The 20207-nt window shown below is 39.5% G+C and carries 20 protein-coding genes and 1 pseudogene; 18 read left to right on the forward strand and 3 right to left on the reverse strand.

Annotated features, from left to right (window positions below; genetic code table 11):
* Positions 1-154: 154 nt before the first annotated feature.
* Positions 155-343, reverse strand: a complete 189-nt coding sequence (locus tag AC012T_RS11735) for a hypothetical protein (RefSeq protein ID WP_487065905.1) — start codon at positions 341-343, stop codon at positions 155-157.
* A gap of 11 nt (positions 344-354) precedes the next feature.
* On the opposite strand from AC012T_RS11735, the gene AC012T_RS11740 reads away from it, so the two are divergent.
* Complete coding sequence (locus tag AC012T_RS11740; RefSeq protein ID WP_487065907.1) at positions 355-1086, forward strand: sirohydrochlorin chelatase; 732 nt, start codon at positions 355-357, stop codon at positions 1084-1086.
* Positions 1079-1825 carry a uroporphyrinogen-III C-methyltransferase gene (gene cobA, locus AC012T_RS11745; RefSeq protein ID WP_487065909.1) on the forward strand — a complete coding sequence of 249 codons (747 nt, stop codon included), beginning with the start codon at positions 1079-1081 and terminating at the stop codon, positions 1823-1825. Before AC012T_RS11740 ends, cobA begins: the two co-directional genes overlap by 8 nt.
* 17 nt (positions 1826-1842) lie before the next feature.
* Here the strand turns inward: cobA and AC012T_RS11750 are convergent, their stop codons facing one another.
* Positions 1843-2868 (reverse strand): response regulator, encoded by a 1026-nt coding sequence (locus AC012T_RS11750; protein WP_487065911.1) that lies wholly within the window; start codon positions 2866-2868, stop codon positions 1843-1845.
* A gap of 1056 nt (positions 2869-3924) precedes the next feature.
* Here AC012T_RS11750 and AC012T_RS11755 point away from each other — a divergent pair.
* The 16 genes and pseudogenes from AC012T_RS11755 (at position 3925) to AC012T_RS11830 (ending at position 18465) form a co-directional block, all read left to right on the forward strand.
* Positions 3925-4845: an RluA family pseudouridine synthase gene (locus tag AC012T_RS11755; protein WP_487065913.1), complete on the forward strand. Its 921-nt coding sequence runs from the start codon at positions 3925-3927 to the stop codon at positions 4843-4845.
* Between the two features lie 701 nt (positions 4846-5546).
* The gene (gene cpcB / locus AC012T_RS11760; RefSeq protein ID WP_438889415.1) at positions 5547-6068 is read left to right on the forward strand and encodes a C-phycocyanin subunit beta; all 522 of its coding nucleotides are present in this window, start codon (positions 5547-5549) and stop codon (positions 6066-6068) included.
* Positions 6069-6154: 86 nt separating this feature from the next.
* Complete coding sequence (gene cpcA / locus AC012T_RS11765) at positions 6155-6643, forward strand: C-phycocyanin subunit alpha (RefSeq protein WP_487065915.1); 489 nt, start codon at positions 6155-6157, stop codon at positions 6641-6643.
* A gap of 213 nt (positions 6644-6856) precedes the next feature.
* The gene (locus AC012T_RS11770; RefSeq protein ID WP_015214034.1) at positions 6857-7717 is read left to right on the forward strand and encodes a phycobilisome linker polypeptide; all 861 of its coding nucleotides are present in this window, start codon (positions 6857-6859) and stop codon (positions 7715-7717) included.
* 50 nt (positions 7718-7767) lie between these two features.
* On the forward strand, positions 7768-8013 hold the full coding sequence (gene cpcD, locus AC012T_RS11775) for a rod-capping linker protein CpcD (RefSeq protein ID WP_487065917.1): 246 nt from the start codon (positions 7768-7770) through the stop codon (positions 8011-8013).
* 11 nt (positions 8014-8024) lie between these two features.
* Positions 8025-8855: a C-phycocyanin alpha-cysteine-84 phycocyanobilin lyase subunit CpcE gene (gene cpcE / locus AC012T_RS11780; protein ID WP_487065919.1), complete on the forward strand. Its 831-nt coding sequence runs from the start codon at positions 8025-8027 to the stop codon at positions 8853-8855.
* A gap of 81 nt (positions 8856-8936) precedes the next feature.
* Positions 8937-9539 (forward strand): C-phycocyanin alpha-cysteine-84 phycocyanobilin lyase subunit CpcF, encoded by a 603-nt coding sequence (cpcF, locus tag AC012T_RS11785; RefSeq protein ID WP_487065921.1) that lies wholly within the window; start codon positions 8937-8939, stop codon positions 9537-9539.
* 37 nt (positions 9540-9576) lie between these two features.
* Positions 9577-10001: pseudogene (locus AC012T_RS11790) on the forward strand (phycobilisome rod-core linker polypeptide); the annotation flags it as partial.
* On the forward strand, positions 10002-10415 hold the full coding sequence (locus AC012T_RS11795; RefSeq protein ID WP_487066790.1) for a hypothetical protein: 414 nt from the start codon (positions 10002-10004) through the stop codon (positions 10413-10415).
* A gap of 35 nt (positions 10416-10450) precedes the next feature.
* Complete coding sequence (cpcG2, locus tag AC012T_RS11800; protein ID WP_487065923.1) at positions 10451-11194, forward strand: phycobilisome rod-core linker protein CpcG2; 744 nt, start codon at positions 10451-10453, stop codon at positions 11192-11194.
* 122 nt (positions 11195-11316) lie between these two features.
* Complete coding sequence (cpcG4, locus tag AC012T_RS11805) at positions 11317-12078, forward strand: phycobilisome rod-core linker protein CpcG4 (RefSeq protein ID WP_487065925.1); 762 nt, start codon at positions 11317-11319, stop codon at positions 12076-12078.
* 168 nt (positions 12079-12246) lie between these two features.
* Positions 12247-12864, forward strand: a complete 618-nt coding sequence (locus tag AC012T_RS11810; RefSeq protein ID WP_487065927.1) for a DUF3859 domain-containing protein — start codon at positions 12247-12249, stop codon at positions 12862-12864.
* Between the two features lie 2 nt (positions 12865-12866).
* A complete protein-coding gene (locus AC012T_RS11815) occupies positions 12867-14615 on the forward strand; it encodes an asparagine synthetase B family protein (protein ID WP_487065929.1) in 1749 nt (582 codons plus the stop codon).
* On the forward strand, positions 14585-15799 hold the full coding sequence (locus AC012T_RS11820; protein WP_487065931.1) for a diaminopimelate decarboxylase family protein: 1215 nt from the start codon (positions 14585-14587) through the stop codon (positions 15797-15799). The genes AC012T_RS11815 and AC012T_RS11820 overlap by 31 nt, the downstream gene beginning before the upstream one ends.
* 8 nt (positions 15800-15807) lie before the next feature.
* Positions 15808-17109 carry a toprim domain-containing protein gene (locus tag AC012T_RS11825; protein WP_487065933.1) on the forward strand — a complete coding sequence of 434 codons (1302 nt, stop codon included), beginning with the start codon at positions 15808-15810 and terminating at the stop codon, positions 17107-17109.
* 42 nt (positions 17110-17151) lie between these two features.
* Positions 17152-18465: a toprim domain-containing protein gene (locus AC012T_RS11830; RefSeq protein ID WP_487065935.1), complete on the forward strand. Its 1314-nt coding sequence runs from the start codon at positions 17152-17154 to the stop codon at positions 18463-18465.
* Here AC012T_RS11830 and AC012T_RS11835 read toward each other — a convergent pair.
* Entirely contained in the window at positions 18462-20189 is a 1728-nt protein-coding gene (locus AC012T_RS11835) for an asparagine synthetase B family protein (RefSeq protein WP_487065937.1), read from the reverse strand. The two genes, AC012T_RS11830 and AC012T_RS11835, sit on opposite strands and share 4 nt — an antisense overlap.
* Positions 20190-20207: the final 18 nt, after the last annotated feature.

Genomic DNA, 20207 nt, shown 5'->3' on the forward strand with positions numbered 1-20207 from the left:
AAGGCTTTCTGCGATCGCTTACAACTATCCCAATTCTAGGCGCAGGATATTTTCTAAGCATCAACAGGCATGAATATATATCAGAAAACTGTGAAAATCATAGTCTTCATCTGATTCCGATATCTTCGAGGACAATTACACTTAAATTGATCAATCAGATATCAACGTTGATATTTTCGATCTGTTTAGCAGCTTTTTCCCACAATTTGGCGTTTTCTTCATCCTGCCAATGAGTTCTGAGATTTTCCGCTTTTTTGTGGCATATTCGTTCTAGCATCTCTAGAATTGCACCTAGTGTTAGCTGATCCACTAACCCTTCTAAAACACTCATGAATTCTTTCATATAAATACCTCATGTTATCTGCTTATCTTTTATTGTCTCACGGTAGTCGTGATCCACGTCCAGAGATTGCTATGCAGCAACTGGCAAAGCTGATTAGTCAGAAGTTACCAAATGGTGAAAATTTGGTAGGTATAGCGACTTTAGAGTTAAATATCCAACCTTTACATCAGCAGATTCAACAATTCGCTGAAACTGCTTTGGCTTTGGGGTATAAATGCCTAAAAATTGTCCCCTTGTTTCTGGTTCCGGGAGTTCATGTAATGACAGATATTCCCGCAGAAGTGGCACTGGCTCAAAAAGCACTTGGTGAAGATATAGTCATTGACCTGAAACCGTATTTAGGTAATCACCCAGATTTAGGAAAATTATTCACTCAAGCGATCGCTACTATAAAAGTAGAGGCAGCGATTTTGTTAGCTCATGGTAGCCGTCGTTCTGGTTCTCAACAGCCAGTTGAAACTCTAGCCATGAATTTGGGAGCAGTAGCTGCTTATTGGGCTGTAGCTCCTAGTTTAGAATCAAGGGTAAAAGAATTAGTTGCTGCTGGTTATGAGCAAATTGCAATTTTGCCATATTTTTTATTCACTGGTGGGATAACAGATGCGATCGCTCGTGCAGTAGAAGAGTTAAAATTACAATTCCCTGGAGTAACGTTCAAATTGGCACAGCCTCTAGGAATAAGTACAGAACTAGCTGATTTAATCTGGGATTTAGCAACAGAAGGGGAAAAAGTTTTTGGGTAAAGTTTATTTAATAGGTGCAGGCCCCGGAGATCCCGGACTCATGACCCTCAAAGGCAAAGGTCTGTTGGAATGTGCAGATGTAGTTATATATGATGCCTTAGTCAGTCCGGCAGTTTTGGCTATGATTAATCCCCAAGCCGAGCAAATTAACGCAGGTAAGCGCATGGGGAGACATTCACTGTTGCAGGAAGAAACCAATCATTTATTGATTGAAAAAGCTCAGGATCATGCCATCGTCGTGCGCTTGAAAGGTGGAGATCCCTTTATATTTGGGCGTGGTGGCGAAGAAATGGCAGAATTACTAGAAGCGGGAATTGATGTAGAGGTTGTGCCAGGGATCACAGCCGGAATTGCGGCGGCGGCTTATGCTGGTATTCCCCTTACTCATCGTCTGTATAGTTCGTCAGTGACATTTGTAACGGGTCACGAGTCTGCGGGAAAATATCGTCCGAAAGTTAACTGGCAAGCGATCGCTCAAGGCTCAGAAACAATCGTCATTTATATGGGTATCCACAATCTACCTTATATCGTGGAACAACTTAGCATAGCTGGATTAAGTGCAGAGACTCTAATTGGTTTGGTACGATGGGGTACTCGTCCAGAACAAGAAGAATTAATTGGTCAGTTAGGAACAATCGTCGAGCAAGTAGAAGAGACTGGATTTAGCGCCCCAGCGATCGCAGTAATTGGATCGGTCGTGAAGATGCACAGTATACTGTCTGGGTGTCGTCCACAGTAGTCTCAAGCGAGCAAAAATTAAACCATGTGCTGAAAAATGATTCTGAGTAAATCACCTTGATTAACAGGCTTAGTCATACAACCAGAAGCTCTCACTAGCTTCGCTTTAGCTCTATCTACTAAGCTAGGTTTTTCTGTCACCATAATCACCGGTGTATTTCTAAAAGATGCTTGTTTCCGCAATAAAGCACATATTTCATATCCATCTAAATTAGGCATGGACGCATCCAACAAAATCATGTCTGGTTTGACGCGGAAAATTTCTACTAAAGCTTTTAAAGAATCTGTAACACCCATTACAGAAAATATTTGTTCATCTAAAAAACCTCTAATAGTATTTAGAACTACAGGGCTATCATCTACACAAAAAATAGTGTAATTCTTTTTGCCAGTAGGTCGTGCATAAGTTGGTTTATGTCTGTCCGCAGTTACTAATCTATTACCGATTGGAGGCAATTGTACTTCAATCGTTGAACTTGTTTTTGGCTGATTATACTGCCAAAATTGCTCTGGAGATACTTTTACACCCGCTTCACACTTTTCGACTAATAAGCGCAAGTTCAAATGGCAAAACTTGGGTAAATCATCCAGAAAACTCTCAGGGATAAACTCATAACTCCCTTCTTCTATTTTCAGAAATGAATCTAAAAACTCTAAAGACAATTGCTCAATCAGCATTGCCGCTTGTAAGGGGCTAAGATATTTCTCATTAACTAGCCAGCAAATAGCTAAATAATCTGGATTCGGTATTGTCTGATTTTCAACACCCTTTTCAAATATTGTCTGCAACTGCTCGTTAATCTCTCTAGGAAGAGTGGAATTGTGTTGACTTAACCGCTGTAAGTTTCTATATAGCGGCTCAAACATTTGCTCTGAGTAGCAGGCATAAATCAGCTTACCCTCTTGTACATATATTGACCAAGCCCCGGAAGTGCTAAATACTTGTAGACAACCAGTAACAGACTTACTGGTGATTTTTTTCAAGAGGGATAGGGGCTGTAGCTTTTGGAAAAATCTGTATCTACTTATAGGAAGCGTTTTCATTAGCACGGCTTTAACATCAAATAAAAATTTGCAAATTAGAATTTGTGAATCACCCGTTGGGGATTCACACCGGTCTTTTTGGACGTACTGCCAGATCAAGATAGCGGTTTACATTGTGGTGAGTATAGCAAGCCTCTACTCTAAATACACAATACCCAACACCCCACACCCCACTCCCAAATGTCAAAGGCTGAAAAACCCAGAAAAGAGTATGCCAAAAATCAGGCTGACTTTCTGTATTTTTCGCTAACCTGGCTCATCTAAGATTTTAAATCTCTTACTTTCTCGCAGTTGTTGAAAATCACACAGCATTTCTTGCTGATCTAGGGGAGAGAATTTTCTACAACATAAATAACTGCTACAGTTACATAGACAGAAATGATTTTAGCGTTTCTAGAGTTACAGTTTGAGGCTTTTTTTTGCAGCTAGGTTTGAGGAGGATGGTAAATATCTAAAAAATAGCCATTTTTAGATAAATCGTAGATGCTCAATAATTACTTACTAAATTCAGGTTACTATAGATTTGTCAGAGAAATAAAAAAGTATTTTAAACCAATTATAAAAAATTGAAGTTAATAGTAAAAATGATTTTTTTCCTGATGAATATATTTTACCAGGTATTTCTCATGGCATCAGATTATATCTGATTAAATTTACTAGTGATTATACCAGTTGGAAACACAATGGTGACAACTATCAAGCTCAAATTTATTACAAATAAATATCTCAGGCTTAACCCAAAATTTAAAATGGTATTACACTCTATAATAGGTAATCACCACTGTACTATGTTATCATCCAGCGATTCCGGTCTAGTGCGGTGTTCGTTTTATTCTTTTCAGCTTTAGTCATTAACTATCAGGATGTTTATGGATAATGCCATAATCTGAAAATCCTAAAATCTCACCTGGTAAAGCATGGCAAAAATAACTATCCAGTCAAAAAAATTTATAAAAGCTGATAACACTTGCTTTCTTTCCTTCTACTTCCAGCAAGACGGCCTCCTGCTTCATCAGTAACACTCTCACACATCTAAAAGTTTAAAATTAACCAATTGTGACCGCTATTAATCTCCTAGTCGAAGAAAAAAGTGAACGCCTGGATCGCTATTTGTCCGAAGAATTGCCAGATGTATCACGTTCCCGTGTTCAACAGTTAATTGAAAAGGGTCATGTGCAGGTTAATAACAAGATTTGCACTTCCAAAAAGATTCATCTCCAAGCAGGCGATCGCATTTCCTTAGAAATTCCCGCAGTGCAACCTTTGAAATTGGTAGCAGAAGATATCCCCTTAGATATTCTCTACGAAGACGACCAGTTAATAATTCTCAATAAACCCGCAGGTTTGGTAGTTCATCCTGCACCTGGTCATCCTGATGGAACTTTAGTCAATGCTTTATTAGCACATTGTCCCAATTTACCGGGAATTGGTGGTGTACAACGTCCGGGAATTGTTCACAGGCTGGATAAGGATACTACTGGTGCGATCGCGATCGCTAAAACAGATCTTGCTTATCAAAGCCTACAAGCACAACTGCAAGCAAAAACTGCCAAGAGAGAGTATTTAGGGGTGATTTATGGTGTCCCAAAAACGGAAAATGGGATTATTGACCTACCCATTGGTCGCAATCCCCAAGACCGTAAAAAAATGGCAATCATCCCCATTGCAGAAGGGGGAAGATCAGCAATCACCCATTGGCAAGTCCGAGAACGCCTCGGCAACTACACGTTAATCCACTTCCAACTAGAAACAGGACGTACTCATCAAATTCGTGTCCATAGCGCCAAACTTGGTCATCCCATCGTCGGTGACTCAGTTTATGGTGCTGGTCGTTCCGTAGGGGTAAATTTGCCCGGTCAAGCATTACACGCTTGGCAACTTAAGTTAAAACATCCCATCTCTGGAGTTGCCATTGAAGTAACCGCAAATCTTCCCCATACATTTACAACTTTGCTCCAAGTTTTGCGTCGTAGGTGACTAGGGATTAGGAAACTGAGTACCGAGTATTGAGTTCAGGAGAAACAATTAAATTTCCTCCTGACTCCTGACTCCTGACTCCTGACTCCTAAATCCTAAATCCGAACTCCGAACTCCTAAATCCCCCCAGGGGGGAATTTTCCAGAGACTCATAAATAATTTTGAAAACATTTAGAAATGTAAATTTTACATTCTGTAACAAAAACTACTAAAAGCGGGAAAACTGTAAAAATCAGTCAAAGTTAGTTCTGATATGGATTTTTGGAATTATTAAAACATTCTTAACCGCTGAAAATTTTCTATTATTAACGAGTTTAATGAAGTTTTGTAACGAAAATATCAGACTTTTCTCAGTCAGACTCCTTGTATGTGAAGGATTTGGGGCTTTTCTTATTCCCTCAACTTATTTATTCATAATTTGTAACAAATAAAGGATCTATAGCATTGTATAAACATAAGCTGAAGGGGTTAAACAACAGACCAAAGTTAAACGATGCAACTAGTTCATTAGATTTGCGTGTTTCTCATAAAATTCACTCTGATTCTCATATTTATGGCTCATCATCATTGCCAAGGAAGTGAGAACCCAAGTCGAGAGACAGTTTAATTGCAGTTCGTTGTCAGCCGTTTCTAAATTGATAAAACATCCGCAGTTTTAATCAAAACATCTCTCAACTAAGTAATTAGGAGATTTAGAGTCCATGACATTAGATGTATTTTCCAAGGTTGTTTCTCAAGCTGATGCTAGAGGCGAATTCCTAAGCATCGAACAACTAGATGCTTTAACCGCAGTTGTTAGCGCAGGCAGCAAGCGTTTGGATACAGTTAACCGCATCACCAGCAACGCTAAAGATATTGTTACCAACGCAGCTCGTTCTTTGTTTGAAGACGAACCTAACTTGATCGCTCCTGGTGGTAACGCTTACACCAACCGTCGCATGGCTGCTTGCTTGCGCGACATGGAAATCATCTTACGCTATGTTACCTATGCAGCATTGGCTGGTGACGCTAGTGTTTTAGATGATCGTTGCTTGAACGGTTTGCGCGAAACCTACCAAGCTTTGGGTACTCCCGGTGCTTCTGTAGCTAAGGGTGTTGGCAAAATGAAAGATGCAGCAATCTCCATCGTTAACGATCCTAACGGTATCACCAAGGGTGATTGCAGCTCTTTAGTTTCTGAATTGGCTAGCTATTTTGATCGCGCTGCTGCGGCTGTTGCGTAATAACTTCAAATAGCCGATACGGCGAAAAGTTGGAGATTTTCTCCAAGTAAAAAAAAGCTAAGAAACAATCAAGGAGATAAGAAAACATGAAAACACCAATTACCGAAGCGATCGCAGCTGCTGATACCCAAGGACGTTTCCTGAGCAACACCGAATTACAAGCTGTTAACGGACGTTTTGTACGTGCCGTTGCTAGTATGGAAGCTGCTCGTGGTTTGACAGCTAACGCTCAAAAATTGGTTGATGGCGCAACCAGTGCTGTATACCAAAAATTCCCTTACACCACATCTACACCAGGCACTCAATTTGCATCTGATAGCCGTGGTAAGTCCAAGTGCGCTCGTGACGTTGGTCACTACCTACGCATCGTTACCTATAGCTTAGTTGCTGGTGGTACAGGTCCTTTGGATGAATTCTTGATTGCTGGCTTGTCTGAAATCAACAGCGCGTTTGATTTGTCTCCCAGCTGGTACGTAGAAGCTCTGAAGTACATCAAAGGCAATCATGGCTTGAGCGGTCAAGCTGCTAACGAAGCTAACACCTACATTGACTACGCAATCAACGCTCTAAGCTAGATAGCGTCATGCCCGGAGAGGGATGCAAATGCTGGATGAAATCAACCCTACGGGGTTAGCCAGTGGTTCGTGGGGAAGTACCCAAGACCGCACTGGATCACCTAGCAGTTGGATCTCGCCCCGGGCATAGTTTTATGTAGGTATAAATAACAAGCTTTATTCAGCCAGCACTCGGTGATAAAAACCGTAGTGTAAATAAATAGGGGAAAAAAAATGGCAATTACAACAGCAGCATCTAGGCTGGGAACAGAGCCTTTTAGCGAGGCACGTCGAGTTGAACTGCGCCCCAACGCCAGCCGCGAAGAAGTCGAATTGGTGATCCAAGCCGTTTATCGGCAAGTCTTAGGAAACGACTATATTTTGGCATCAGATCGCCTGGTCAGCGCAGAATCACTGTTGCGCGATCGCAATTTTACAGTGCGTGAGTTCGTGCGGAGCGTTGCCAAATCAGAACTCTACAAAGCAAAATTTTTCTATAACAGTTTTCAAACTCGGTTGATCGAACTCAACTATAAACATTTGTTGGGTCGCGCACCATACAATGAGTCGGAAGTGACTTATCACCTAGACTTATATATTAACCAAGGTTACGACGCTGAAATTGACTCCTACATTGATTCTCAGGAGTATCAAAATAGCTTCGGCGAGAATGTAGTTCCCTATTATCGCGGGTTTGATTTTCAAGCTGGACAAAGTGCCGCTGGTTTTACCCGGATGTTCCGTTTATACCGTGGTTATGCCAACAGCGATACTGCTCAAGTTGAAGGCTCTAAATCTCGGTTAGCGCGGGAATTGGCTAGTAATACATCTTCCTCAGTTGTTGGTCCTTCTGGCAGCAACAATAACTGGAGTTTCCGTGCATCTGCGGATAATGCTCCTAAGCAAAATTTAGGTAATGCAGTAGGGCAATCAGATCGCACTTACCGAGTTGAAGTAGCAGGTATTCGCGGTCTAGGCTACCCCAGCGTGCGACGAAGCAGCACAGTATATATTGTCCCTTACGAAAGACTGCTAGACAAAATGCAGCAAATTCACCGTCTAGGTGGCAAAATCGTCAGCGTCATATCAACGTAAGGTAAATTGCTGTTGATCAGCAAAACTCATCAAGAGGAGATTTAGAAGTAATGTTCGGTCAAACCACACTTGGCGCTGGTAGCGTTTCTTCATCTGCAAGCCGGGTATTTCGTTACGAAGTTATAGGCTTGCGACAAAATCAAGAAACTGACAAGAATCAATTCAACATCCGTCGTAGTGGTAGCGTATTTATTACCGTACCCTACGGCCGCATGAACGAAGAAATGCAGCGGATTACCCGTCTCGGTGGCAGAATCATCAAGATTGAGCCGCTAACTTCAGCAGAGGAAAACTAAACGCCCTGGCAATGATAGAACCCAGTGCAGAAAAACATTCTGCCGAAAACGGGCCACAGCTAACACCAGAGCTAGCAATCGCTAATCTGCAATCATCAGATTTAAGTCTCCGCTATTATGCTGCTTGGTGGCTGGGTAAGTTTCGAGTCAGTCAGCTAGAAGCTGTAGACGCACTAATAGCAGCGTTAGAAGATGAAGCCGACAAAACAGAACTTGGAGGTTATCCCTTACGACGCAATGCAGCCAGGGCGCTTGGTAAATTGGGTAACTCCAAAGCCGTACCAGCATTAATAAAATGCTTGGAATGCTCTGATTTTTATGTGCGTGAAGCAGCAGCCCAATCTCTGGAAATGCTGCGCGACACAACAGCAATACCAACACTGATTAAATTACTAGATGGGGGTGTTGCCCAAGCCGTGCAAGTACCCGGTCGTCCTCATCTCACCCAGCCTTATGAAGCGGTGTTAGAAGCCTTGGGAGAGCTTTGTGCAACTGAAGCTATCGACCTAATTAAGCCTTTTTTAAAGCATTCAGTCCCACGAGTACAATGCTCCGCAGCTAGAGCCATGTATCAACTCACACAAGACACTAGTTATGGTGAGCTATTGGTGAAAATGTTGGACGAAGGTGATTTAAAGTTGCGTCGCGTTGTTTTGGGTGACTTAGGGGCAATAGGGTATTTAGCAGCAGCAGAAGCGATCGCCCAGGCTAAAGCAGAAAATAGCTTCAAACTCATAGCCCTCAAAGGATTGTTAGAGCATCAACTTCTAGAAAAGTTAGATTCTTTGACCGTTTCTGAAGAGGCAATCCGGGTAATGAACCTGATGGATTCACTCTTATAGTCATTAGTCATTAGTTATTAGTCATTATTTAAATGATTAACAACCAATGACTATTGACTATTAATCATTGATGGTTGAGCAATGACTGAGGAACTAATTCGTGCTGTCACTCTGGCAGAAACACCAGCCCAAATGGTGACGGCAGTCAAAAATCTGACAGCAGCTAAAGATCCAGCCGCAATTTCCACCTTAATTGCCGTTTTCGGTTATAACAACCCAACAGCCGCAGTAGTGGCAGCAGATGGACTAACCGAATTGGGAGAAATAGCAGTACCCCAATTACTCGATCAAATAGATGATTATAACTATGGCGCACGGGCTTATTCGATTCGCACATTAGCAGCGATCGCAGATCCCCGTGCAATAGACGTATTAATCACAGTCGCAGCCACTGACTTTTCCCCCAGTGTCCGCCGTGCAGCCGCTAAGGGACTTGGCAACTTACACTGGCATAAGTTAGATTTTCCCGAAAATCTCACCGCTATCAACCGCGCCTTAGATACACTGCTGTTCATTTCCCAAGACACAGACTGGTCAATTCGTTATGCTGCCGTTGTCGGTTTACAAGCTTTAGCAAAAATTGCCGAAGTAAGACAATCCATCATGACTAGACTCCAAGAAATGCTGGCTACTGATGTTGAAAAGGCAGTTCGCGCCCGCGTACAGTTGGCTTATAGTCAATAAGTTGCTTTTTATAGCATAAAAAAAGGTAAAAGTAAAGATGTCAATACCACTGTTAGAATATTCACCCTCCTCCCAAAATCAGCGGGTAGATGGCTACGAAGTACCCAACGAAGATACACCAACCATTTATCGCTTAAATACTGCTACATCAGATGCAGACATTGATGCCATCATCTGGGCAGGATATCGGCAGATTTTTAGCGAACACCTAATTTTAGAAAGCTATCGTCAAAGCTTTTTAGAATCGCAACTGCGGAATCGGGCAATTAACGTCCGCGATTTTATCCGGGGTTTGGGTAAATCAGATGTATACCGCACCCAAGTAGCAGACACAAACTCCAACTATCGCTTAGTTGACATCACCTTAAAGCGGTTTTTAGGAGAGCTGCTTATAACAAAGACGAAGAAATTGCTTGGTCTATTGTTATTGCTACCAAAGGGTTACATGGCTTCATTGATGCCTTGTTAGACTCTAGCGAATACTTGGAAAATTTTGGTGATGACATTGTACCTTTCCAACGTCGCCGTTACGGTTCCAGACCTTTTAACCTGGTTAATCCCCGGTACAATGAATATTGGCGTGATGCTCAAAGCATTCGGGGACTGGCTGGTCGTTCCTTCTACAGCACCCGTACCTCAGGAACTCTAACCACAGAAGATATTCGGAAAGCAATTCCTGCTAACTTCTTTGCCATGGCTGGGAAGATTATCACCACTGAACGTAACTATCAGCGCATAATGGCCTCAGTTAGTTCTCAAATCACCACAATGGAGATTCCCAACACCACCCGCGAGATAGGTACAGAACAACCAACTGTTAAACCAGTTGCAGTTGCTTTGCCTTATCGTTACATACCTGGCAACCAGATGAATTAGAACTGACAACTCACAAATCACAAAAATCCTGAAATATGGCAATACCTTTACTAGAATATAAACCCAGTTCTCAGAACCAGCGAGTTTCTGGTTACGAAGTTCCCAACGAAGACACCCCCAAAATTTACCGCATAGAAGACTCTGCTGCGGGTGGTGAAGTCGAAGAATTAATTTGGGCAGCTTATCGGCAGTTGTTCAGCGAACACGTGATTCTGAAATTCTACCGTCAGAATAATTTAGAATCTCAGGTGAAGAACAAAGCTATCACCGTCCGCGACTTTATCCGAGGTTTGGCTAAATCTGAAGCCTTCCAAAGTTTGGTAATTCAGACTAACTCCAACTATCGCTTAGTAGAATTGGGACTAAAGCGGTTGTTAGGTCGTGCGCCTTACAATAAAGATGAAGAAATCGCTTGGTCAATCAAAATTGCTACCGTTGGTTGGGGTGGTTTTGTTGATGCTCTGCTAGATTCTGAAGAGTATCAAAGCAGCTTTGGTGAAAATATAGTTCCCTACCAACGCCGACGTTATAAAGATAGACCATTTAATTTGGTAACACCACGCTACGCTAACTACTGGCGTGACAAACTGGAAGATGCACGGTATAAGCCTGGTAGTATTAGTGACTTCATGAAAATGGCTGCTTCCGTTAGTATCAGGACTGTCACCCATACACCAGTTAGCACAGCTAACATTAAAATTCCCAATACCACCAGGGAAACAGTACCCCAAGGTATTCCTGTTTCTATCAGTCCTAGTGCCAGTTTCCCTGTGCGCTAAATCTCCTAATTAGGTGTGTTACCTAATGCGGGAAAATAGTTAAAGCGTGAATGAGGAAGTTGAGTAATCAATCCTGTTTCCGTTTTCAAAGTCGAATTTATTAACAAGAGGAAAGACGCAGCATGGCACTGCCATTACTTCAATACAAACCAAGCAGTCAAAACCACCGGGTTAGCAGTTTCGGCGTTGCTGACACAAATGAAGATACTCCATATATCTATCGCTTAGAAGATGTTAGTTCTTACACTGACATTCAAAGCATCATTTGGGCAAGTTATCGCCAAGTTTTCAGCGAACATGAAATTCTCAAGTTTAACCGTCAAGGGACTCTAGAATCTCAACTGAAAAATGGCTCTCTCTCAGTCCGGGACTTCATTCGGGGTTTAGCTCAATCTGAGGCTTTCTATCGTTTAGTTGTTTCTGTTAACAACAACTATCGTTTAGTAGACATCACTCTCAAGCGCTTGTTGGGTCGTTGTGCTTACAACAAAGAAGAAGAAATTGCTTGGTCTATTGTGATTGGGACTAAGGGATTTAGCGGCTTTGTTGATGCTTTAATAGACAGTGAAGAGTACAGCAACAGCTTTGGTGATAATACTGTACCTTACCAACGCAAGCGCGGAGTAGGTCGTCCCTACAACTTGGTGACTCCTCGTTATGGTGTGGACTTCCAAGAAACAGCAGGTACAGTCAGAACAGACTGGCGCTTTACTGTGGAGAAATACTACACTCGCAAGGCGCAAGAAAAGCGCATGGCAGAAGGCGATCCTCGCAAATTTGCAGATTTAGCTGCGTCAGTATCTGGTAAGGGTAACTACGCTCAAAAACTGTCTGCATTTGACATTGATTACATGAATGCAGTTCCTTATCGTGGTAGACGCTAAGATTCGTAGTCTGATTAAGTGACATCTCCTACTGGGTCTGGTTTTTACATTAATATGACAACAGGTTTGCAGGTTTTCTGTTGACTAGGTGTGATGTTAAGTGAAAACTAGACCTTTTGAATTTTTGAATGGTAATTGGTAATTGGTAATTGGTAATTGGAAAGAGCAATGAATCAACGACTTACTCAAGAGCAATTAAATAAAATCATTGCTGAAGTTCAAGGACTGCAATTACGTCGAGAAGCAGAACTCGACCAACAGCAAGTTAGAGAAATTTTACAAGATTTGAATTTAGCACCAGAGTTATTAGATGAAGCTTTGATTCAATTACGTCGTCGTCAAGCTTTGGAAGTGCAGCAACGTCGAAATAAGTTGATTATTTCTGGGGTGGTTGTGGCTATTATAGTAATTATCGCATCAACAATATTTTTTAATCAACAGCAAACTTCTTTATTAGCTAATGTTTCTGCACAACAAGACCGCATTACTTTAGCTGATAATGCTAATCTTAAAACTATCTCTCGGCAAACTAATCCAGAAGTTTTTTATCGTGTGACTTTGAAAGATGTACCTATAGGTAAAAAGCTATCTCTTGCTTGTAATTGGATTGACCCTAGTGGTCTAATTGTCAAGCAAAATAAATATCAAACCCGTGAGGTTAAAACTTCTCCTTGGGATACTTACTGTCGTTATACTATTAATTCTGCTGCACCTGTTGGTGATTGGCAGGTGGAAATGTTGCTCGAAGGTAGGAAAATTAGCGATGAAACATTTGCGGTTCAATAGTTATGTTTCCCTATCATTTTATTGGGTATTGGGGTTATGGGCAAGAAAGGCTCACGCAGAGGAGGACACTTGCATGGGCGGGTCTCCCGACTTGTGCAAAGTGTCCGTCGCGCAAAGGCGCAAAGGAAGAAGGTGAGGGGGAAAAGTTTGTTTGGAATGTTGTTTATGTTGGGTGTGAGTCTGTACCGTTGTTACCGGAAGATACTATTGCGGGTATTTCTGCGGCTAGGGTTTTTGATAATCTTGATGTTTGGGTAAGGTTAGAAGAAGATAGATTGATTTTGGGTAGGGAACCTTTTGGAAAGGTTTCTTTATTTTGGACTCAGCAAGGAGGGGCGATTTGGTTTGCTTCTCAGCTAAAATTACTTTTAGAAGTTATTGAAAAACCGGAAGTTAGTATTTCTGGTTTATATGGTTATGGTTGTTTTTCTTATGTTCCTAATCCTTTGACACCTGTTAATGAAATCTTTGCTGTCTCTGCGGGTACTGAGGTAGTTTGGGAAGATGTGGGTTCTCCTCAATTTTGCAATATTTATCAATGGTGTGAATCAAAGGAACAGATTCAGGATGAAAATACCGCAGTTTCTCAATTACAAGTTTTATTGAAAAATTCGGCAGAAAAGCAAGTTGCTGATTTAGCAGATGAACCTGTGGGGGTTTTTCTTTCTGGGGGTTTAGATTCTTCGGTTGTTGCGGCTTTGTTGGTACAAGCTGGGGTAAAAGTTCGCGCTTACACTTTGGATTTTGGTAAGTTTGGTATTTCTGAATATCCTTATGCAGAAAAAGTTGCAGAATTTCTCAAGATTCCTTTAGTTAAGGTTGACGCAAGTCCAAATAATATTAAAAATGCTCTTGTTCCTACTATTAAAGCTTTAGATTTACCTTTTGGTGATGGGGTGACTGTTCCTTTATATCTCCTTAATCAAGTTGCTAGTCAAGAAACTCAGGTTATTTTTAATGGTGAAGGTGGTGATCAATTATTTGCTGGTTGGACTAATAAACCTTTGATTGCTGCTGGTATTTATCAAGGTGAACATCCCAATAAAGCAGAAGGTTTTATTCAACAATATCTCCGCACTTTTCATCGTTTTTGGGGGTATGAAGAGAGGGTTTATCAGCCAGAGATATATGCACAGATTCAGGGTTTAGATGCTCAGGAATGGCTTTTGGATGCTCTGGATAGTCATTTTTGCCCTTCTTTACTGCATCGCCTCCGCCGTGCCAGTTTGATGCTAAAGGGAGCGCAGAATATCCATCCTCGTGCGACTGCGTTGGGGTTTGCTCATGGGTTGGGAGTGCGATCGCTCTTTTGTGATTTAATTTTAGCAGAATGGACTTTTCAGCTATCTGGTGAACTCTGTTTACACGGTGCTTGTGAGAAATATATCCTTAAACGTGCAGTAGAAAATTGGCTACCACCGGAAATCGTTTGGAGACAAAAGCGGGGTATGGGTGTTCCCTTAACCTCCTGGTGTTTAAATGATTTTTGGCATGACATCGGTAATTGGTTAAATCCAGGTATACTAAATGCAGAAAATATTTTTTACCCTGATATTGCATCACAAATTGTTACAGGACAATTAGGAGGAGCAATTCAAGGACGACGTGTGGGTGAGAGTCTTTGGTTGCTGGTAATGTGGCAACTTTGGCGTAATCACGTTCTCGGTGAAAAATTAGGTACAAAGTCTTGGAATCATCCATTTATCTTACCTAGCTGGTTATGGAAAAATTACAAGCAATTCCAAATTTAGCACTCAACCTTGCTCAGGAGTTATTGGAAATTTACGGTTCTCCTTTGTATGTCTATGATAGCAATATTTTACGTCAAACTATTTCACATATTACTAAAGCTGTTAATTATCCCCACACAAGGTTTCATTTCGCTAGTGTCACAAATGGCAATATTGCATTATTGAAGATATTTAAAAATGCTGGTTGGGGACTTCATGCTAATACCCCAGGAGATATTTATTTGGGTTTAAATGCGGGTTTTCATCCCCGTGATATTGTTTATAGTGGCAGTAATTTAAATCATCAAGAAATGTTCCAGGTTTTAGATTGGGGTGTGACTACTCTCAATTTAGATAGTATTTCTCAATTACGTTTGTTGTGTGAGGTTTGTTTGTCTCACGCAGAGACGCAGAGACGCGAAGAGGAAAAGTTAAATATTGGTTTACGTTTGAATGTTGTGGAAGATAGTCGTATCGGTGTGCGTACTGAGGAATTTCCCCAAGCTGTTGCTATTACTAATACAGTAGGTTTAAAAGTTTCGGGGTTACATTTTTATCGGGGAACGGGAACTAATGCAACAGATGCTTTTACGGCTGTTATTGATAATATTTTAGAAACTGCAAAAAAATTACCAGATTGGAAATATTTAGATTTTGGTGGTGGTTTTGGTTATCCATATCATCGTCAAGGTGCGGCTTTTAATTGGCAAATATTTGGAGATGAGTTAAGTAAGAAAATTAGGAATTTAGATAAAAATATTAATTTAATTATTGAACCTGGACGCGCTGCTATAGCTGGTTGTGGCACTATGTTAGCTAAGGTTGTATCTGTGAAATGGCAAGGAGAAAAACAAATTATTGGTGTTGATTCTACTATTGCTAATCTTTCTGTACCTTCTGTACATGGTGGTTATCGGGAAATTGTTACTTGGAAAAATTCAACTTCCGAAAATTACATAACTGATGTTTGTGGAAATACAACTTATTCACGAGATTATTTAGGAAAAAATTGTCAACTTCCCGCTTTAGAAATTGGGGATATGATCGCTATTTTAGATGTCGGTGCTTATGGTTATGCTATGTCTTCACATTTTTTACACCGTCCTAAACCAGCAGAAGTGTTATTAGAAAATGGGAAACATCGCTTAATTAGAAAACGGGAAGATTACAGCGTTTTACTGAATAATCAAATTATTAACCCATAACCAAAACCATGAAATGTATTAACTGTAGAACTGATAATAATCTCAAAGACAGGACAGCAAATCAAGGAAGATGTAAACAATGTAATCATCCTTTTGCTTTTGAACCAACAGCAATGGGAACTGTGAAAATTACAGATCCTATGTTTGCGAAAATATTAGCTGATATTTCTGCTAATAACACTTTATATTTTACAACTAAACAACTTTTGTATTTTTTAGATCGTCGTATCCGCAAAAAAGGATTTCACATAGCTGCATTTATCGGTTTGTATTTATTTTTAAATATTTGGGTAACTGGCTTTTTTGGAGGACTAACAAATATTTTTTTACCTAATTCTTTTCTGATTGCTAACTTAGTTTATCAAGCAGCTATAATATTATATTTATTTAATAACACTAAATCAAGAAAGTTAATCACTTCTAGTCGCAAAGCAAGTGCTAGAATTTTACAAATTCTGGGAGTGATAATTTTGTTAGTAGGAATACCAGCAAGTTTGTTTATATTTAATTATTTTTCACTTTTTTCTATTGTCGTGATTTTAGGAATGTTGTCAATATTCTTAGGAACTAGACAGTTAGGTAAAGTAGGAAATTTACCACAGGAATTTTTAGTTACCCAACCTTATCTAGATGGTTGGTTAAAAATGTGGCAACAAATCAATGGTAAAATAGAGACACTTTTATCTATACCACAAGAACAAATCACACCTACATCTATTAACCCGGATGTTACAGCTTACAGTTTTGATAGGTTAATTGTTTGTGATAGTGCTACTATTGCTCAATTATTAATCGCTAATAATTTCCACTTTGAAAATAATTGTGCCATTCTTAGTATTAATGGTTATCCCCAAAGCATTTTTAACACTACAATGGAAATGCTACGACGAAACCCTGATTTACAAATTTTTGCTCTTCATGATTGTAGTCCCAAAGGGATTAGTTTATTGCATCGTCTCCGCACTAGTGAGAGTTGGTTTCTGAACAGCAATGTGAAAATTATTGATGTGGGTTTATTACCTCGTCAAATTCTGGCTAATAAGCGGGGAATGTTTGTACAAAATGCAGCTTCTTTAGCTAAAAAATCTCAAGAATTACCTTTAGAAGTTCGTCAAAGTTTATCTAAAGAAGAGTTGGCTTGGTTAGATGCTGGTAATTTTGTAGAGTTGGAATCTTTCACTCCGCAAATGCTAATTAAAGTGCTGCGAAGTGGTATTTCGGGAAGTCTGAATTTAGAAACAGATGATAATAGTATGATTTTAATTGGTGATTCTAGTAATGATATTTATATGGTGGAAAGTTTTGGTTGATTAATTATTGAGTTAAATTTAATCTAAAATTCAAGCATAATTATGAAGTGTATTAAGTGCGGAACTGAAAACAACCTCAAAGAGAGAATGGCAAACCAAGGAAAATGTAAAAAATGCAATCATCCTTTTGCTTTTGAACCAACAGCAATGGGTGATTTAAAAATTACAGATCCATATTTTGCTAAAACAATAACTGATATTTCAGCTAGTAACACCTTGTACTTTACACCCAAACAATTACTATATTTTTTAGATTATCGGTTTCGTCGTCAGAGATTTACATTGATTGAATTTCTATCTTGTTATACAAGTTATAATTTTTTGGCAACTTTCTTCTTGGGATCAATGCTTGTAGTAATAACCAATTCAGTATTATCCAAACTCCATTGTTTTATAATTGCTAATTTAATTTATCAAGTAGCTGTCATCTTTTATTTATATACAGAGACAAAATCTAATTTTCTTAACTATAATGGGCGCAAGGCCAGTCAGCATTCTTTAAAAATTGTTGGTATTTTTGTTTTATTAGTAGGACTTTTTTTTAATAGTTTATTATTCCCAAACAAACCACTAACTATTAGTGTTAGTATTTTGGGAACTGTTTCTCTACTTTTAGGATATATTAAGATTAATCCTGCAACCACTATTCAACAATTTTTTATTCCTCAGTCAAATTTAGATATCTGGTTAGAAAAATGGCAGGAAATTAATGGTAATTTTGATAAACTTTTACCTTTGCAACAAGAACAAGTAGCACAAGAACCTAGAGCATCTGTATCTATAAACCCCGATGTGACTGCTTATAGTTTTGATAGATTAGTGGTTTGTGATAGTTCTACCATCGCACAATTATTAATTGCTAACAATTTCCATTTTGAAAATAACTGTGCAATTCTCAGTATTGATGGTTATCCTCACAGCATTTTCGAGATAACAATGGAAATGCTACGCAGAAACCCAAATTTAAAAGTTTTCACTCTTCATGATTGTAGTCCTCAAGGTGTAAGTTTGGTACATCATCTCCGCACCAGTAAGAATTGGTTTTTAAATAGTGATGTGACTATTATTGATGTGGGTTTACTACCTCATCAAATTCTTACTAGCAAAAGGGGATTTTTTGTTCAAAATGCAGCATCTGTAGCTACTAAATCCCACGAATTACCTAGCGAAATTCGTCAAACTTTATCTGCTGAAGGATTAGCTTGGTTAGATGCTGGTAATTTTGTAGAATTGGAATCTTTTACTCCGCAGATGTTAATTAAAATTCTCAGAAGCGGTATTTCTGGTAATGTGGATTTATCAAGAGAAGATGATGATGAGAGAAATGATATTTATATAGTTGAAAGTTTTGGTTAATTTTTTACTTGTTTATTTACCTGTAACCAAATTTCTAAACTTACCAATAACCATAGTTTAACACCATATCTTCCCCAAACGTCTCCTTTAAAATCTAACCAATTACGCAAGATATCACGATTAATATAAGGTGAAATCGCACTATTTTTATTTAACAACAATGTCCTAGCTTCCCGTTGCCAATATTTTTTAAATCCTAGTTGTACGGGAACCATCATGCCACTTTTAGGACGATGAATAATGGTATCTGGTAAAATATCGCTAACTGCTTTTTTGAGTACGGCTTTTTCCTCGACTCCTGAAAGTTTGTATTCAGGGGGAATTTGCATACTTAATTCTACTATTCGCTGATCAAATAATGGTGATAATCCTTGTAAATCTGCGGCTTGAGTTAAGTTATTGACTTTTGTTAAAATCTGATCTGCACCTTTAAATTTAATGTTTAATGCCATTAATCTATTCAAATAATTGGCATTGGAATTTAAGTCAGCAGAAAATATAGATGGTTCATTTTTGAGATTTTGCCAAATTTTTGGTTGTAAAAGTTGTGATAAATCTAATGCACATTTTTGGAAAGAAAATAAATATGCTTGTAATGAATCTTGTTTATTAATAGAACCATATAAACTATTAATTAACATTGGCTGATTTTTAGGGCCACCAAAGCAAGGATCTCCACCTTCTCCATTGAGGGTAAGTTGTACATTTTCCCTTGCCATTTTTCCTAATAGTAGGTTTGGGACTGTTAATGGATCACCGATAGGATCGTCTAAGTAAGCCATTGTTTCTGGTAGACGTTCCCACATATCCTGGAAGGTGATTTCTAAAATGTGGTGTTGGGTTTGGCAATGTTGAGCAACTAAATTAGAAAATTCTAATTCATTGGCAGTTTCTGTACCAAAATGAATTGAATAAGTATGAACTGGTGCGGTATGAAGTTTTGCGGCTAATGCTGTAATGCTACTTGAATCTAAACCACCTGATAAGAAAACTCCCACAGGTTCATTTTGTGGTAAATATTCCTGTACAACTTGCTCAAGTAAAGAACGCAGTTTTGTACTATACCATTCTAAAGGTTGATTGCTATCTGTAATCTGTTCTTGTAGTTGCCAATAATGATAAATTCGCTCTGTTGGCATTTGCATTAAGGTTCCGGGACGCATTTCTCTGACGTTTTGCCAAAGTGTTCTGTCTCCGGGGACGAAAGCGCAACAGAGGTAATCTCGCAATGCGACTAAATCTAAATCATGGGAGTGAAAAGGGTTTAGAGTTCTTAATTTGGGGGATATCCAGCGAGTTAAACCAGTGGTGGTGTAATATAGTGTTTGGCTACCGATGCGATCGCGCCCTAACCACAATACCTGTTGTTCACAATCCCAAATTACTAGCCCAAACATCCCCACTAATAGGGTTAAACACTGAGAACCGTATTTTTCCCAAAGTTGTGCCACCAGTTGTTGATTACTGCAATGATCATTAATCTCTATTCCCAATTTTCGCAGTAATTCCCCCCGGTTACTTAGCCACACATCCCCAACTACCACAAACCTTTTTGTCGGACTAATTGCCAAGTGTGCTGGTGCAGAAATAACTGCAAATTGCTCATCTTGCCAAATTACATCTTCTGTTAAACTCTCTAACCTGCCCCATCCTACATACCAACTAGGCTTTATTTCCACACCTGAAATAGCAGATTCAGGGGGTTTTAAAAAATTAAATAGCATCGGATATAGATTTACCTT

This window comes from Anabaena sp. EIM26 (genome assembly GCF_057568715.1).

What these genes read in the sequence shown, in the direction of transcription:
- AC012T_RS11735 (WP_487065905.1), bottom strand. Translation starts at nt 343, where the DNA reads ATGAAAGAATTCATGAGTGTTTTAGAAGGGTTAGTGGATCAGCTAACA.
- AC012T_RS11740 (WP_487065907.1), top strand. Translation starts at nt 355, where the DNA reads ATGTTATCTGCTTATCTTTTATTGTCTCACGGTAGTCGTGATCCACGT.
- AC012T_RS11750 (WP_487065911.1), bottom strand. Translation starts at nt 2,868, where the DNA reads ATGAAAACGCTTCCTATAAGTAGATACAGATTTTTCCAAAAGCTACAG.
- cpcB (WP_438889415.1), top strand. Translation starts at nt 5,547, where the DNA reads ATGACATTAGATGTATTTTCCAAGGTTGTTTCTCAAGCTGATGCTAGA.
- cpcA (WP_487065915.1), top strand. Translation starts at nt 6,155, where the DNA reads ATGAAAACACCAATTACCGAAGCGATCGCAGCTGCTGATACCCAAGGA.
- AC012T_RS11770 (WP_015214034.1), top strand. Translation starts at nt 6,857, where the DNA reads ATGGCAATTACAACAGCAGCATCTAGGCTGGGAACAGAGCCTTTTAGC.
- cpcD (WP_487065917.1), top strand. Translation starts at nt 7,768, where the DNA reads ATGTTCGGTCAAACCACACTTGGCGCTGGTAGCGTTTCTTCATCTGCA.
- cpcE (WP_487065919.1), top strand. Translation starts at nt 8,025, where the DNA reads ATGATAGAACCCAGTGCAGAAAAACATTCTGCCGAAAACGGGCCACAG.
- cpcF (WP_487065921.1), top strand. Translation starts at nt 8,937, where the DNA reads ATGACTGAGGAACTAATTCGTGCTGTCACTCTGGCAGAAACACCAGCC.
- cpcG2 (WP_487065923.1), top strand. Translation starts at nt 10,451, where the DNA reads ATGGCAATACCTTTACTAGAATATAAACCCAGTTCTCAGAACCAGCGA.
- cpcG4 (WP_487065925.1), top strand. Translation starts at nt 11,317, where the DNA reads ATGGCACTGCCATTACTTCAATACAAACCAAGCAGTCAAAACCACCGG.
- AC012T_RS11810 (WP_487065927.1), top strand. Translation starts at nt 12,247, where the DNA reads ATGAATCAACGACTTACTCAAGAGCAATTAAATAAAATCATTGCTGAA.
- AC012T_RS11815 (WP_487065929.1), top strand. Translation starts at nt 12,867, where the DNA reads ATGTTTCCCTATCATTTTATTGGGTATTGGGGTTATGGGCAAGAAAGG.
- AC012T_RS11820 (WP_487065931.1), top strand. Translation starts at nt 14,585, where the DNA reads ATGGAAAAATTACAAGCAATTCCAAATTTAGCACTCAACCTTGCTCAG.
- AC012T_RS11825 (WP_487065933.1), top strand. Translation starts at nt 15,808, where the DNA reads ATGAAATGTATTAACTGTAGAACTGATAATAATCTCAAAGACAGGACA.
- AC012T_RS11830 (WP_487065935.1), top strand. Translation starts at nt 17,152, where the DNA reads ATGAAGTGTATTAAGTGCGGAACTGAAAACAACCTCAAAGAGAGAATG.
- AC012T_RS11835 (WP_487065937.1), bottom strand. Translation starts at nt 20,189, where the DNA reads ATGCTATTTAATTTTTTAAAACCCCCTGAATCTGCTATTTCAGGTGTG.